Here is a 14184-nt window from a genome sequence, read left to right as displayed (position 1 = left end):
GGGAATGGCCGCGACCGCACGGAGGTCTCGCTTGTCGACGCGCTGCTGCAGATCCGCGGATGCCTCGGCGAAGACGCCTTCTTCGCCACGCTCGAGTCGGCGTTGCACCAACGCGTGCTCGCCGAGCACGAGAGGGCCGAGCTTCGGGATCGGATGACCGAGTCGGCGCGATGGCTCGTCGACCTCGCGCGCACCGACGCCGAGAGCGGCCTCGAATCGCTGCTCCGGCTTCGCCTCCACCGCCTGGGGCTCACGCTGCACACCCAGGTCGAGATCGCCGGCGTCGGTCGTGTCGACTTCGTCGTCGGGGACCGTCTCATCGTCGAGGTCGACGGCCGGAACGGGCACGACGACCAGCCCGACCGGCACAAGGACCGGGTGCGTGATGCGGTCGCCTCCGCTCACGGCTTCGACACCATCCGTTTCGACTACGACCTCGTGATGCACGACTGGCCGACCGTCGAGGACGCCATCCTCGCGAAGATCGGGCGAGGCCTGCACCTCGACCCTTGGGCTGAGCAGCTCCGCTCCACCTGACCCGATCCCCATCCCCGCCCGCCGCACTCGCGCACACCGATCTCCGTCCGTCCAGAACAGCGGATATACGATCCGCCACCCCGGCGAGATGCAGTATCCATCGGGGCGCCGGATCGTATATCCGCCGGAATGGTCGCGGGGCGTGGGGGCAGCCCGCCGCGGCCCGGCGGGGCCGGAGCCGATAGCCTGTAGTGCGTGAGTGCAGAGAACCCCTTCGGACAGGTGCTGGTCGCGCTCGTCACGCCCATGACGGCGGACGGCGAGGTCGATTGGCCCGGGGTCGAGAAGCACATCGACGATGTCATCGGCGCCGGCGCAGACGGCATCGTGGTCACGGGCACCACGGGCGAGACGTCGACGCTCACCGACCCCGAGAAGATCCGCCTCGTCGAGGTCGGCAAGGATGTCGCGGGCGGCCGCGCCAAGATCATCACGGGCGGCGGATCGAACGAGACCGCCCACGCGATCGAGCTGTACAAGCACAGCGAGCAGGCCGGCGCCGACGGCATCATGATCGTCACGCCGTACTACAACAAGCCCACGCAGGCCGGCATCCTCACGCACTTCCGCATGGTCGCGGATGCCACCGACCTCCCGGTCATCCTGTACGACATCCCCGGGCGCACGGGCGTGCCGATCCGGTACGAGACGATCCTGCGGCTCGCCAAGCATCCGAACATCCTCGCCATCAAGGACGCCAAGGGCGACTTCAGCGAGGTGAGCCGCGTGCTCAACCAGACCGACCTCATGTACTTCTCCGGCGACGACGCCAACGTCCTGCCGCACCTCGCCATCGGGGCGACCGGCCTCATCGGCGTCACGGCGAACATCGCGCCGGCACCGTACCGCACCATCGTCGACGCAGTGAACGCGGGCGACCTGAAGGTGGCGACGGCCGAGCATCAGCGGCTCGAGCCGCTCGTGCGCGCGGTCATGACGCACGTGCCGGGCACGGTCGCCGCGAAGTACATCCTGCACGGACTCGGCCGCATCGGCTCGCCCAGGGTGCGACTGCCCCTCGTCGGCCCCGAGGAATGGGAGGCCGCGCTCATCGAGGACGAGATCGACCTCGTCCAGGGCATCCCCGGCGTCGACTTCCACAACTTCCGCCCCGACCGCAACGCCGCCGCGGGCGGCGCGCTGCCGAAGGTGGCCGGCACCACGCGCTGACGCGCGGCGTGCGGCGGTGCCGGATGGCGCGACGCACGCCCCGCCCGTCGAGCGCCCGCCCCGAGACATCCGCGGCCCCGAGGGTCGCACCGAACTGAACACCGAACGTGAGGAGGGCACATGCCCGACGAAGTCTTCGACCCCGCGCCGCTCGAACCGGGCACGCTCCGCGTCATCCCCATCGGCGGCCTCGGCGAGGTCGGCCGCAACATGACGAGCTTCGAGATCGACGGCAAGCTGCTCATCGTCGACTGCGGCGTGCTCTTCCCGGAAGAGCACCAGCCCGGCGTCGACCTGATCCTGCCCGACTTCGGGTTCCTGCGCGACCGCCTCGACGACATCGTCGCGGTCGTCCTGACGCACGGTCACGAGGACCACATCGGCGCGGTGCCGTACCTGCTGAAGCTCCGGGCCGACATTCCGCTCGTCGGCTCGCAGCTGACCCTCGCGCTGGTCGAGGCGAAGCTCAAGGAGCACCGCATCCAGCCGTACAGCCTCACGGTCAAGGAGGGCCAGCGCGAGAAGCTCGGCCCCTTCGAGCTCGAGTTCGTGGCGGTCAACCACTCCATCCCCGACGCGCTCGCCGTCGCCATCCGCACGGCTGCGGGCACGGTGCTCGCGACCGGCGACTTCAAGATGGACCAGCTGCCGCTCGACGGGCGTCTCACCGACCTGCGCGAGTTCGCCCGGCTGGGCCAGGAGGGCGTCGACCTGTTCCTCGTCGATTCCACCAACGCGGATGTGCCGGGCTTCACGCCGCTCGAGCGCTCCATCGGGCCCGTGCTCGACGAGGTCATCGCGCGCTCGCCGCGCCGCGTGATCGTCGCGAGCTTCTCGAGCCACGTGCACCGCGTGCAGCAGGTGCTGCACGCCGCGCACCAGAACGGGCGTCGCGTGGCCCTGCTCGGCCGCAGCATGGTCCGCAACATGACCATCGCCGCCGAGCTCGGGTACCTCGACGTGCCGCCGGGCGTGCTGGTCGACTTCAAGAAGGCGGGCGACATCCCCGACGACCGCATCGTCTACATGTCGACGGGGTCGCAGGGCGAGCCGATGGCCGTGCTCAGCCGGATGGCGAACCGCGACCACCAGATCGAGATCGGCGAGGGCGACACGGTGATCCTCGCGTCGAGCCTCATCCCGGGCAACGAGAACGCGGTGTACCGCGTGATCGACGGGCTCACGAGGCTCGGCGCCAACGTCGTGCACAAGGGCAACGCGAAGGTGCACGTGTCGGGTCACGCCGCCGCGGGCGAGCTGCTGTACTGCTACAACATCCTCCAGCCGAGGAACGTGCTGCCCGTGCACGGCGAGTACCGCCACCTCGTGGCCAACGCGCGCCTCGCGCAGGACACGGGCATCGCCGCGGAGCGCACGTTCCTCGCCGAGAACGGCACGGTCCTCGACCTGAAGGACGGCCGGGTCGAGATCGTCGGCCAGCTCGACCTCGGCTTCGTGTACGTCGACGGCTCGACGGTGGGCGAGATCACCGACGCCGACCTCAAGGATCGCCGCATCCTCTCGGAGGAGGGCTTCATCTCGGTGATCATCGTGGTCGACGCGACCACGGGCAAGGTGATCGTCGGCCCCGAGATCCACGCGCGCGGCTTCGCCGAAGACGATGCGGTGTTCGAGGACGTCAAGCCGAAGATCGTCGCGGCGCTCGCCGATGCCGCGCACCACGGCGTGCGCGACCCGCGGGCCCTGCAGCAGACCGTGCGGCGCACCCTCGGCAGCTGGGTGAACCGGCGGCTCCGGCGGCGGCCGATGCTCGTGCCGCTCGTCATCGAGGCGTAGCGGCCGGCTCGACGCGACGGCGGGCGGATGGCGCGCCATCCGCCCCTCGGAAACACCGCCGTAACACCGTGCGCGTACCCTCCGTGCATGGCGGACCACTCCATCCGACCCGCCGGCCCGGCGGACGGCGGTTTCCTCGCCGACATGGTCGTCGAGGCCGCGAACTGGCGGGCGGGCGCGACGCGTCCGCGTCCGGCGATCCTCGCCGACGCCCGTCACGGGGGCTACGTCGCCGGATGGCAGCGACCGGCCGATCGCGGCGTGATCGCGGTCGACTCCGACGGGCGTCCCATCGGCGCCGCGTGGTACCGGCTGTTCGGCGCGGACCGCCCGTCGATGGGATTCGTGGCCGCGGGCGTGCCCGAGCTCATCATCGGGGTCCGGCCGATCTGGCGCGCGCAGGGCGTCGGCCGCGCCCTCCTGCGGGCCCTCGCCGACCAGGCGCGGGCCGAGGGGTACGCGCGGCTCGCGCTCTCGGTCGAGCACGGCAACTTCGCGCACGACCTGTACCGTTCGGAGGGGTTCACGGTGGTCGCCTCCTCGCCCGGCCGCGACACGATGGTGCGACTGCTCCGCTGAGCGACGGATGGCGCGCGCCGCGGCCTCGCGCGCAGCGCGCGTCAGTGCGCCGACACTCGCGCGGCCTCCGCGCCCGGGTCGGCGGCGGGCCGTAACGTTGGACCCATGGCTACGAGCACCAGGTCGAACGGGCGCGCCTCGGGCGCGTCCGGGCGCGGCTCGTCGACGCGCACCGCACCCACGAAGAAGCTCCCGGCGCAGCGTTCGACTGCGCGCACCGCCAAGGCCGCGCCGGCGCCGAAGGAGGGCCCGGGCCTCCTGGTCCGCGCCTGGATGGGGCTCGCCCACCTCACCGGCGCCGCCGCCCGTGCGCTCGGCCCCGAGACGCTCGCGCGCGAGGAGCGCCGCGACGGCCTGCCCTTCTTCCTGGTGCTGCTGGCGGTGGCCGGCGCCGTCGTCGAATGGTTCCTCATCAACGACCCGGTCGCGCAGACGCTCGACGCCTACACGTTCGGCGGACTCTTCGGCCGTGTCGCCTTCGCGCTGCCGGTCGTGATGCTGATGTTCGCGGTGTGGCTGTTCCGCCACCCCAGCTCGGTGCACGACAACACGCGCATCGGCATCGGGCTCGGGATGCTGCTGCTCACCGTGTCGGCGCTCTGCCACCTGTTCGGCGGGCAGCCGGCGCCGAGCGAGGGCATGGCGGTGCTCGCGCAGGCCGGAGGCATCCTCGGCTGGATGCTCGCCCAGCCCCTCATCCTCCTCATCACCGAGGTCGGCGCCGCGATCGTGCTGGTCCTGCTGGGCCTGCTCTCGCTGCTCATCCTGACCAAGACCCCGCCCAACCGCATCCCCCAGCGCTTCCGGGAGCTCTACTCGTGGCTGTTCGGGGCCGTCGAGCCCGCAGGCGACGAGCCCGACGCCGGCGCGGCGAGCGAGAAGCCGAAGCGGCGCTCCCGCCGCGAGCGGGCCGAGCAGGTCGAGCTCGACGGCGTCGACGGCGACGGCGACGAGGGGGGCGGCGGGCTGCTGCCGTGGTGGCGGCGCAACGAGTCGAACCGCGAGGAGGATCCCGACTTCGCGGCGGCCGGAGCCGAGGGGCTCACCGAGGTGTTCGGTCCGGGCTCGGCGGCGGGCAGCTTCGAGACGCCGCTCGAGGGCGCGCGCCCGGGCGACGCGTACGGCGCCGGCGTGATCGACGAGCTCGAGCGGGCCGAGTCGGCGCTGCAGCGCTTCACGGGCGAGGTGCCGCACGGGGGCACGGGCCTGCACGGTGACGATCCCGACGCGGCGACGGGGCTCGGCGGGGCGGCGGCTGCGGTCGGCGGCGCGGCGGGGAGCGTCGCCGGAGGTGCGAGCGGCGACGCCGCGGCATCCGTCGCCGGCGATGCCGAACCCGAGCCCGACCGCCCGTACCACCTGCCCGCGGCCTCCACGCTCGCGGCGGGCGCGCCCGCGAAGACCCGCTCGGCGGCCAACGACGACGTGGTGCGCCAGATCACGGGCGTGCTCGAGCAGTTCGGGGTCGATGCGAAGGTCACGGGCTTCTCGCGCGGCCCCACGGTCACGCAGTACGAGATCGAGCTCGGGCCGGGCGTGAAGGTCGAGCGCGTCACCGCGCTGTCGAAGAACCTCGCCTACGCGGTCGCGTCGAACGAGGTGCGGATCCTGTCGCCGATCCCGGGCAAGAGCGCGATCGGCGTCGAGATCCCGAACGCCGACCGCGAGATCGTCACGCTCGGCGACGTGCTCCGCTCGGGCGCGTCGGTCAACGCGAAGCATCCGATGACGATCGGCGTCGGCAAGGACGTCGGCGGCGGGTACGTCGTGGCGAACCTCGCGAAGATGCCGCACCTGCTCGTGGCCGGCTCGACCGGCTCGGGCAAGTCGAGCTTCGTCAACTCGATGATCACGAGCCTGCTCATGCGCGCGAAGCCGTCCGACGTGCGCATGGTGCTGATCGACCCGAAGCGCGTCGAGCTCGCGCCGTACGCGGGCGTTCCGCACCTGATCACCCCCATCATCACGAACCCGAAGAAGGCGGCCGAGGCGCTGCAGTGGGTCGTGAAGGAGATGGACATGCGGTACGACGACCTCGCGTCGTTCGGGTTCCGCCACATCGACGACTTCAACAAGGCGGTCGTGGGCGACGAGATCGTGCTGCCCGCCGGATCCGAGCGCAAGCTCAAGCCCTATCCCTACCTCCTCGTCGTGGTCGACGAGCTCGCCGACCTCATGATGGTCGCCCCGCGCGACGTCGAGGACTCGATCGTGCGCATCACGCAGCTGGCTCGCGCCTCGGGGATCCACCTCGTGCTGGCCACGCAGCGTCCGTCGGTCGACGTCGTGACGGGCCTCATCAAGGCGAACGTGCCGTCGCGACTCGCCTTCGCGGTGACGAGCGTCACCGACTCCCGCGTCATCCTCGACCAGCCAGGCGCCGACAAGCTCATCGGCCAGGGCGACGGACTCTTCCTGCCCATGGGCGCGTCGAAGCCGATCCGCGTCCAGGGCGCCTGGGTCAGCGAGGCCGAGATCGAGAAGGTCGTGACGCACGTCACGCGCCAGGCACGTCCCGAGTACCGCAACGATGTTGCAGCCGCCGTCGAGAAGAAGGAGATCGACTCCGACATCGGCGACGACCTCGAGCTCCTGCTCGCGGCCGCCGAGCTCGTCGTCTCGACGCAGTTCGGCTCCACGTCGATGCTGCAGCGCAAGCTCCGTGTCGGCTTCGCCAAGGCCGGCCGGCTCATGGACCTGCTGGAGTCGCGGGAGATCGTCGGGCCGTCCGAGGGATCGAAGGCGCGCGACGTGCTCGTCACGCCCGAGCAGCTGCCGGGTGTGCTCGCCAAGCTGCGCGGCGAGGAACCAGTGGCCCCGGCCGCACCCGCCCCGGCGCCGGCCGCCGCTGCGCCGGCGCCGGGGCCCGCCGCGGCCGCCGAGTCGGGCGCCGACGATCGCTACGACGACCCCGTGGGTCGCATCCCCGAGGGCTTGGAAGAGGTCGACGCCGACTCCGACGAGGATGCCTGGGGGCTCACCGGGCGCGACTGAGCGCACGGGACCATGGGCCATCGGCGCCGGCGGGCCCGCAGCTAGGCTGAGGCCATGACCTCACCCGCGGGCCGGACCCGCTCGGCGAACAACTGGAACCTGCCGAACGCGATCACGGTCGTGCGGATCATCATGGCGCCGGTGTTCTTCTGGCTGCTGCTGGCCGACGCGGGCGAGTTCGGCGCGATGCGCTGGTGGGCCGCGATCATCTTCGTCGTCGCGATCTCGACCGACTGGGTCGACGGATGGCTCGCCCGCTCCCGCGGCCTCGTCACCGACGTGGGCAAGATCCTCGACCCGATCGCCGACAAGCTGCTGACGAGCGGCGCGCTCGTGTGCCTGTCGATGCTCGGCGAGCTGCCGTGGTGGATCACGATCGTGATCGTCGTGCGCGAGGTCGGCATCACGGTCTGGCGCTTCGTCGAGCTGCGCCGGGGCACGGTGGTGCCGGCGTCGTCGGGCGGCAAGCTCAAGACGCTCACGCAGGCGATCGCGATCTCGCTCTTCCTGACCCCGCTCTGGACGATCGTGGGCGAGTGGATCCTGTGGGTGAACTGGGCGTTCATGATCCTCGCGCTCGTGCTCACGGTGTGGTCGGGCCTGCTCTACGTGCGCGACGCGATCCGGCTCGCGCGCGAGCACCGCAGCGAGTCGACGTGAGCGACGAGCGGATGGCGCGCGCCGCCGGTCCGTCGACCGATCCGACCGCCGCGCTGCTCGCCGAGCTGACCCGCCGCGGCCTGCGGATCGCCGTCGCCGAGTCGCTCACGGGCGGCCTCGTCACGGGTGAGCTCACGCGGATCCCGGGGGCCTCTCTCGCGGTGAGCGGGGGCATCGTCGCGTACGACACGGCCGTGAAGCGATCGCTGCTCGGCGTGCCCGCCGACCTGCTCGAGGCCGAGGGCGCGGTGCACCCCGACGTCGCGCGGCATATGGCCGAGGGCGTCCGGCGTGCGCTCGCGATCGAGGGCCGGCCGGCCGACCTCGGCATCGGCACCACGGGCGCGGCCGGTCCGGACCCGCAGGACGGGAAGGCGCCGGGCACCGTGTACGTCGCGGTCGCGGACGCCGGGGGCACCGAGGTGGTGGCGCTCGCGCTCGAAGGCGACCGCGACGCGATCCGCCGCGCGACCGTGGCAGCCGCCGTCGAGGTCGCGCTCGCGCGCGTGCGCGCCGCCGAACTCGGCGACGACCGGCCGACGTCAGCGGCGCGGTAGCCGGTACCGGTGCTCCGGCCGTCCTGCGCTGCCGTACCGGGGTGCGACCTCGGCTGCCCCGCTCGCGACGAGGTGCTCGAGGTAGCGGCGGGCGCTGACGCGCGACATCCCCAGCGATTCGGCGATCTCCGCGGCCGACGCGTCGGTGGCGCACGCGGCGAGCCCGGCCGCCACGCGCTCGAGGCTCACCGACGACAGGCCCTTCGGCAGCACCGCCCCGCGGGTGGTCGCGATGCCGAGGACGCGGTCGACGGCCCGCTGGTCCAGCGTGGCGTCGGGCGCGGCACGGTCCGCGACGATGCCGCGTCGTACGTCGTCCAGTCGCTCGGCCAGGCTCGCGCCGGAGAACGGCTTGACGAGGTAGTGGCGCACGCCGAGCAGCCGCGCATGCCGGACGGTCTCGAGGTCGCGCGCCGCCGTGACGGCGATGACCTCCACGTCGTCGCCGCTCGCGCGCACTCGCCGGAGCACGTCGAGCCCGCCGACATCGGGCAGGTAGACGTCCAGCAGCACGAGCTGCGGGCGGTGCGACGCGATGGCGGCCAGGGCCTCCTCCCCGGTGTGCGCCTCGGCGACGACGACGAACCCGGGATGGGCGTCGACGAACGCGCGGTTCACGTGGGCGACCGCGAAGTCGTCGTCGACGATGACGACCCGGATGTCGCTCACGCGCCCTCCGCGTGCGCTGACACGGCCTGCGCCGATGCCATCGGCGGCCGCGGCGACGTCTCGCGCGCCGCCCCCGCCCACGGCAGTCGCACGACGAACCGCGCCCCGCCCTGCGGCGATTCCCCGACGACCACGTCGCCGCCCAGCCGCGCGGCGACGCGCTGCACGATCGTGAGCCCGATGCCGCGGCGCTGCTTGCCGGGGGCCGGGGACTTCGCGCTCACGTCGGGCTCGAAGATCGCCTCACGGCGGTCGGCCGGCACGCCCGGCCCGTCGTCGTCGACGCGCACGACGAGCACGCCCTCCTCCTCGTCATCTCGGACCGACAGGCTGATCCGGCCGCCCAGGGAGCACGCCTCGATCGCATTGTCGAGCAGGTTCCCCGCGACGGTCACGAGATCCGTGCGCTGCGCGGCATCCGCCACCGGCTCGAGATGCGAATCGGGCTCGACCTCCAGGCTCAGGCCGCGCTCCTGTGCGCGGGAGCGCTTGGCCAGGATCAGCGCGGCGGTCTCGACATCGGCGATGCCGTCGTGCTCGCCGAGCGTCGAGAGGGCGCCGCCGCTGCCGACGCGCTGGATGAACGCGATGGCCGCATCGACGTGGCCGAGCTCGAGCAGCCCGCTCACGACGTGCAGCTTGTTGGAGAACTCGTGGGACTGCGCACGGAGGCCCTCGGCCAGCCCTTGGGCCCCTTCGAGCTCGCGAAGCGTCGTCTCGAGCTCGGTGCGGTCGCGGAGGATCACGATCGAGCCGATCTCGCGGCCATCGACCCTGACTCGGTCGCCGTGCACGAGCAGCACGCGCTCACCCGCGAGCACGGGCGTCTCACGTTCCTCGCCCGAGGCGATGAACCGTGCGAGCTCGCGGTCGAGCACCTCGTCGACGGGCGTGCCGAGCACGTGGTCGGGCTCGTCGACGTCGAGCAGGCGTGCCGCGGCGTCGTTGATCAGCACGATGCGGCCCGTTTCATCGACGGCCACGAGTCCCTCGCGGATGCCGTGCAGCATCGCCTCGCGGGTCTCGAGCATGGTGCGGATCTCATCGGGCTCCAGGCCGTAGATGCGCCGACGGATGACCCGGCCGATCCACGCGGAGCCGACCACGCCGACCAGGGCCGCCGCGGCCAGCGCCGCCAGCAGTCCGCCGAGGCCGCCGAGGAAGTCCTCGCGCAGCTCGGACTCCAGGATGCCGACGGAGACCTGGCCGATCACCTCGCCGCCGTCGTCGAAGATCGGGACCTTCACCCGCCAGGATTCGCCGAGTGTGCCGGTCTGCGTGCCGACGTAGACCTGGCCGGACAGCGGGATCGCGGGGTCGGTCGAGACGCGTTCGCCGATGCGCTCGGGATTCGGGTGCGAGTACCGGATGCCGAATTCGTTCGCGACGACGACATAGGTCACGTCGGAGGCCTTCCGGATCACCTCGGCGACGGGCTGGATCGTCTCGGCCGGGTCGTCGTCGTCGAAGGCGTCCAGGATGACGGGCAGGCCCGCGACGGACTGCGCGACCGCGATCATGCGGTCCTGGTAGGCCTCGCGGAGCTGCCGCTCCTGGATGAGCATCGCCGTGACACCCGTGCCGACCACGGTGGTGAGCACGATCGCGACCTGCAGCAGGAGCAACTGCATGCCAAGCGTCATCGACCGGCTCACCAGTCCAGTCTGCCGTACCGGACCTCGTCGTGCGGCCCGCATTATACGACCAAAACGACCGAATCGACCAAAACGAACAGTACGATGAATATGACCGCAGCGTTCTCGCCGGACCTTCCGGGGGCCTAGCGTCTTCCGCACCGACGATCGTCGGCCCGGCACCGGAGCCGGGCGCTCAAGGAGGAGAATTGCGATCACACAGCAGGCCGACGCGGTCGGCCCACATCATCGGCATCCGCACGGCCGGCACCCGTACCGCGCTGGCCGGAATCGGCGTCCTGGCGCTCCTCGGGCTCGCGGCGTGCAGCCCGACCGACGACGGCGGCGACGCCGGCGAGGGCGAGGCCGTGACCCTCGACTCGGTCAACCTCGTCGCCCCGGCCGACCCCGGCGGCGGATGGGACCAGACGGCACGCGCCATGTCGGAGGTCCTCACGGGCGAGGACCTCGTCAGCTCGGCGCCGGTCGAGAACGTCCCGGGCGCAGGCGGCACGGTCGGACTCGCCGCGCTCGCCAACGAGCGCGATCCGGCCACCCTCATGGTCATGGGCCTCGTGATGGTCGGCGCGGTCGAGACGAACGCCTCCGAGGTCCGCATCGAGGACATGACGCCGGTCGCGAAGCTCACCGAGGAGCCGCTCGTCATCGTGGTCCCCGAGGGGTCCGAGTACGAGACGGTGGAGGACCTCGTGGACGCGATCGTCGAAGAGGGTGCCGACATCGCGGTGACCGGCGGCTCGGCGGGCGGCGCCGACCACATCCTCGCGGGCATGCTGCTCACCGAGGCGGGCGTCGACCCGGCCGATATCCCATCGACGCTCAACTACATCCCGAACGCGGGTGGCGGCGAGGCCGTCACGATGCTGCTCGGCAACACCGTGCAGGCCGGCATCTCGGGCGTCGCCGAGTTCGCCGAGCAGATCGAGGCCGGAGAACTGAAGGCGCTCGCCGTGTCCTCCGAGGAGCCGGCGGCGCTCCTGCCCGACACGCCGACGTTGATCGACGAGGGCTACGACGTGACGCTGACGAACTGGCGAGGCGTGCTCGCGCCCGGCGGCATCGAGGAGGCCGACGCCGCCGCGCTGCAGGAACTCGTCACCGAGATGCACGACACGGACGCCTGGGCCGCAACGCTGGAGGAGCGAGGCTGGGACGACGCCTTCCTCGTCGGTGAGGAGTTCCAGGAGTTCCTCGACGGGAACATCGCCGAGGTGACCGAGACCCTGCAGGCGATCGGCCTGGTCGAGTCATGACCGACCGTCACGCGGCACCCTCCGGCGCTCCGGCGCCGGAGGGTGCCTCCGGCGGCTCGGGCGCCGGCCCCGGCTCAACGCGTGACCGCCGCGGCATCATCGGCGAGTACGCCTTCGCCGGCGTCTGCGCGGCGCTCGGCGTGTACGCGATCCTCGGCGCCGGGTTCATCCGGGTGCCGCCGGGATCGGCGAGCGTCCTCGGACCGCGGTTCTTCCCGTACTTCGTGGGCACGATCCTGTTCGTCGCCTCGGTGGCCGTCATCGTCGACATCGCTCGGGGCCGCCGGGGCCAGCCGGAGGCGGAGGAGGACGTCGATCCGAACGCGAAGACCGACTGGCGAACGGTGCTGCTGCTCCTGCTGTGCTTCCTCTCCCTGCTCGTCCTGATCGAGCTGGCCGGATGGCCCATCGCCGTGGCAGTGCTGTTCGCCGGCGCGGCGATCACCCTCGGCGCCACGCGGTGGTGGGTCGCGCTGCTCGTCGGCCTCGGGCTCGGACTGGCCACCCAACTCGTCTTCGGCGCCTGGCTCGGGCTCTCGCTGCCCGCCGGCCCGCTCCTGGAGTGGATACCGATCTTCAATGGATAGCCTCAACGCGCTGCTCGAGGGGTTCGCCACCGCGCTGCAGCCCCAGTACCTGCTCTTCGCCCTGTTCGGCGTGTTCATCGGCACCGCGGTCGGCGTCCTGCCCGGCATCGGCCCGGCGATGACGGTCGCGCTCCTGCTGCCCCTCACGTACACGCTCGACCCCACGGGTGCGCTCATCCTCTTCGCCGGGATCTACTACGGCGGCATGTACGGCGGCTCCACCACCTCGATCCTCCTGAACACGCCCGGCGAGTCCGCGTCGATCGTCACAGCGCTCGAGGGCAACAAGATGGCGAGGGCCGGGCGCGGGACGGCCGCCCTCGCGACCGCCGCGATCGGCTCGTTCGTGGCCGGCACCGTCGCGACGGTCCTGCTCACGTTCCTCGCGCCGACCATCGCCGAACTCGCGGTGCAGCTCGGACCGGCCGACTACTTCGCGCTCATCGTGGTCGCATTCCTCACGGTCGGCGCATTGCTCGGTTCGAGCGTGTCGCGGGGCCTCACCTCGCTCGGGCTCGGCCTGCTGCTCGGACTCGTCGGCACCGAGGTGCTGTCGGGCCAGCAGCGGTACACGTTCGGCGTGCCCGCGCTCGCCGACGGCATCGACGTGGTCCTCATCGCCGTCGGCCTCTTCGCGATCGGCGAGTCGCTCTACGTCGCCTCCCGCATGCGGCACGGACCGGTGCGGGTCATCCCGGTGACGCGCGGCTGGCGCAACTGGCTCACCGGCAAGGACTTCCGGCGGTCGTGGAGGCCGTGGCTTCGCGGTACGGCGATCGGATTCCCGATCGGCACCATCCCCGCCGGCGGCGCGGATGTCGCGACTTTCCTGTCGTACGCCACCGAGCGACGGCTCGCGAAGGGAACCGCCAAGGCCGAGTTCGGTCGCGGCGCGATCGAGGGCGTCGCGGGGCCCGAGTCGGCGAACAACGCGGCCGCGGCCGGCGTGCTCGTCCCGCTGCTCACGCTCGGCCTGCCGACCACCGCGACGGCCGCGATCATCATCTCGGCGTTCCAGTCGTACGGCATCCGTCCGGGACCCCTGCTGTTCGAGAACCAGCCGGGCCTGGTCTGGGCGCTCATCGCCAGCCTGTACATCGGCAACGTGCTGCTCATCGTGCTGAATCTGCCGCTGGTGGGCATGTGGGTGAAGGTGCTGCAGATCCCGAGGCCCTACCTGTACGCCGGCATCCTGGCGTTCGCGGGCCTCGGCGCCTACGCGCTGCGCTTCAACGTCCTCGACATCCTGATCCTGCTGGTCATCGGCGTCGTGGGCTTCCTGATGCGTCGCTACGGCTACCCCGTCGCGCCGATGGTGGTCGGCGGCATCCTCGGGCCCATGGCCGAGGAGCAGCTCCGGAAGGCGATGGCGATCAGCCAGGGCGACATCCTCTACCTCGTGCAGAGCCCGTTCGCGATCGTCGCGTACGTCGCCCTCGGGGTCATCATCGCGACCGGCATCTGGCTGAAGCGGCGGCGGGCGCGGATCGAGGCCGCGCCGAAGCTCGTCCCGACCTCGGCGATCGCGGCGATCACCGAGGAGGACGAGGCGGCGCTCGGCGGCAGGCGATCGGGTCGGAGGCGCGGGGAATAGGCCACGTGAACACCCTGTTACAGGTGCTGGGTTCACAAGAAAACTCCAGTGACCACCGGTAGGCTCGGGGGACGGGAAGAGGCGCTAGACTGACCTCCCCGCACCGGCCCCCGGAGGGTGGTCGCAGGCAGA

Annotated in this window: 12 protein-coding genes; 10 read left to right on the top strand and 2 right to left on the bottom strand. The window is 71.7% G+C overall.

Annotation, left to right across the window (positions count from 1 at the left end; all coding sequences use genetic code 11):
• The first annotated feature begins 153 nt into the window (after window positions 1-153).
• The 7 genes from ACZ4TW_RS00315 (at window position 154) to ACZ4TW_RS00285 (ending at window position 8294) form a co-directional block, all read left to right on the top strand.
• A complete protein-coding gene (locus ACZ4TW_RS00315) occupies window positions 154-537 on the top strand; it encodes an endonuclease domain-containing protein (RefSeq protein ID WP_465539036.1) in 384 nt (127 codons plus the stop codon).
• A 195-nt stretch (window positions 538-732) separates the two neighbouring features.
• A complete protein-coding gene (gene dapA / locus ACZ4TW_RS00310; protein ID WP_465539034.1) occupies window positions 733-1707 on the top strand; it encodes a 4-hydroxy-tetrahydrodipicolinate synthase in 975 nt (324 codons plus the stop codon).
• A gap of 120 nt (window positions 1708-1827) precedes the next feature.
• Complete coding sequence (locus ACZ4TW_RS00305; RefSeq protein ID WP_465539033.1) at window positions 1828-3504, top strand: ribonuclease J; 1677 nt, start codon at window positions 1828-1830, stop codon at window positions 3502-3504.
• A gap of 87 nt (window positions 3505-3591) precedes the next feature.
• Window positions 3592-4083: a GNAT family N-acetyltransferase gene (locus ACZ4TW_RS00300; RefSeq protein ID WP_465539030.1), complete on the top strand. Its 492-nt coding sequence runs from the start codon at window positions 3592-3594 to the stop codon at window positions 4081-4083.
• Window positions 4084-4188: 105 nt separating this feature from the next.
• Entirely contained in the window at window positions 4189-7077 is a 2889-nt protein-coding gene (locus ACZ4TW_RS00295; protein WP_465539029.1) for an FtsK/SpoIIIE family DNA translocase, read from the top strand.
• A gap of 54 nt (window positions 7078-7131) precedes the next feature.
• Entirely contained in the window at window positions 7132-7737 is a 606-nt protein-coding gene (pgsA, locus tag ACZ4TW_RS00290; protein ID WP_465539027.1) for a CDP-diacylglycerol--glycerol-3-phosphate 3-phosphatidyltransferase, read from the top strand.
• Between the two features lie 11 nt (window positions 7738-7748).
• Window positions 7749-8294 carry a CinA family protein gene (locus tag ACZ4TW_RS00285; protein WP_465540226.1) on the top strand — a complete coding sequence of 182 codons (546 nt, stop codon included), beginning with the start codon at window positions 7749-7751 and terminating at the stop codon, window positions 8292-8294.
• Here ACZ4TW_RS00285 and ACZ4TW_RS00280 read toward each other — a convergent pair.
• Together ACZ4TW_RS00280 and ACZ4TW_RS00275 are read right to left on the bottom strand one after the other, a co-directional pair.
• Window positions 8280-8963, bottom strand: coding sequence for a response regulator (locus tag ACZ4TW_RS00280; protein ID WP_465539025.1), 684 nt, complete (start codon window positions 8961-8963; stop codon window positions 8280-8282). The two genes, ACZ4TW_RS00285 and ACZ4TW_RS00280, sit on opposite strands and share 15 nt — an antisense overlap.
• Entirely contained in the window at window positions 8960-10618 is a 1659-nt protein-coding gene (locus ACZ4TW_RS00275) for an ATP-binding protein (protein ID WP_465539023.1), read from the bottom strand. The genes ACZ4TW_RS00280 and ACZ4TW_RS00275 overlap by 4 nt, the downstream gene beginning before the upstream one ends.
• A gap of 188 nt (window positions 10619-10806) precedes the next feature.
• Here ACZ4TW_RS00275 and ACZ4TW_RS00270 point away from each other — a divergent pair, with 188 nt between their 5' ends.
• Genes ACZ4TW_RS00270 through ACZ4TW_RS00260 form a run of 3 tightly spaced genes read left to right on the top strand, consistent with a single transcriptional unit; the run spans window position 10807 to window position 14052 of the window.
• Window positions 10807-11871 carry a Bug family tripartite tricarboxylate transporter substrate binding protein gene (locus ACZ4TW_RS00270; protein ID WP_465539021.1) on the top strand — a complete coding sequence of 355 codons (1065 nt, stop codon included), beginning with the start codon at window positions 10807-10809 and terminating at the stop codon, window positions 11869-11871.
• On the top strand, window positions 11868-12458 hold the full coding sequence (locus ACZ4TW_RS00265; protein WP_465539019.1) for a tripartite tricarboxylate transporter TctB family protein: 591 nt from the start codon (window positions 11868-11870) through the stop codon (window positions 12456-12458). The genes ACZ4TW_RS00270 and ACZ4TW_RS00265 overlap by 4 nt, the downstream gene beginning before the upstream one ends.
• Window positions 12451-14052 carry a tripartite tricarboxylate transporter permease gene (locus tag ACZ4TW_RS00260; protein ID WP_465539017.1) on the top strand — a complete coding sequence of 534 codons (1602 nt, stop codon included), beginning with the start codon at window positions 12451-12453 and terminating at the stop codon, window positions 14050-14052. The genes ACZ4TW_RS00265 and ACZ4TW_RS00260 overlap by 8 nt, the downstream gene beginning before the upstream one ends.
• The last annotated feature ends 132 nt before the right edge of the window (window positions 14053-14184 follow it).

The organism is Agromyces sp. NPDC029043 (genome assembly GCF_055564615.1).
The sequence above is the reverse complement of the archived record's forward strand: the minus strand, read 5'-3'. Positions and strand labels throughout refer to the sequence as shown.

Excerpts from the sequence above, each read along its gene's own strand:
- pgsA (WP_465539027.1), top strand. The coding sequence starts at position 7,132 with ATGACCTCACCCGCGGGCCGGACCCGCTCGGCGAACAACTGGAACCTG.
- ACZ4TW_RS00260 (WP_465539017.1), top strand. The coding sequence starts at position 12,451 with ATGGATAGCCTCAACGCGCTGCTCGAGGGGTTCGCCACCGCGCTGCAG.
- ACZ4TW_RS00295 (WP_465539029.1), top strand. The coding sequence starts at position 4,189 with ATGGCTACGAGCACCAGGTCGAACGGGCGCGCCTCGGGCGCGTCCGGG.
- ACZ4TW_RS00305 (WP_465539033.1), top strand. The coding sequence starts at position 1,828 with ATGCCCGACGAAGTCTTCGACCCCGCGCCGCTCGAACCGGGCACGCTC.
- ACZ4TW_RS00265 (WP_465539019.1), top strand. The coding sequence starts at position 11,868 with ATGACCGACCGTCACGCGGCACCCTCCGGCGCTCCGGCGCCGGAGGGT.
- ACZ4TW_RS00300 (WP_465539030.1), top strand. The coding sequence starts at position 3,592 with ATGGCGGACCACTCCATCCGACCCGCCGGCCCGGCGGACGGCGGTTTC.
- ACZ4TW_RS00315 (WP_465539036.1), top strand. The coding sequence starts at position 154 with ATGACCGAGTCGGCGCGATGGCTCGTCGACCTCGCGCGCACCGACGCC.
- ACZ4TW_RS00285 (WP_465540226.1), top strand. The coding sequence starts at position 7,749 with ATGGCGCGCGCCGCCGGTCCGTCGACCGATCCGACCGCCGCGCTGCTC.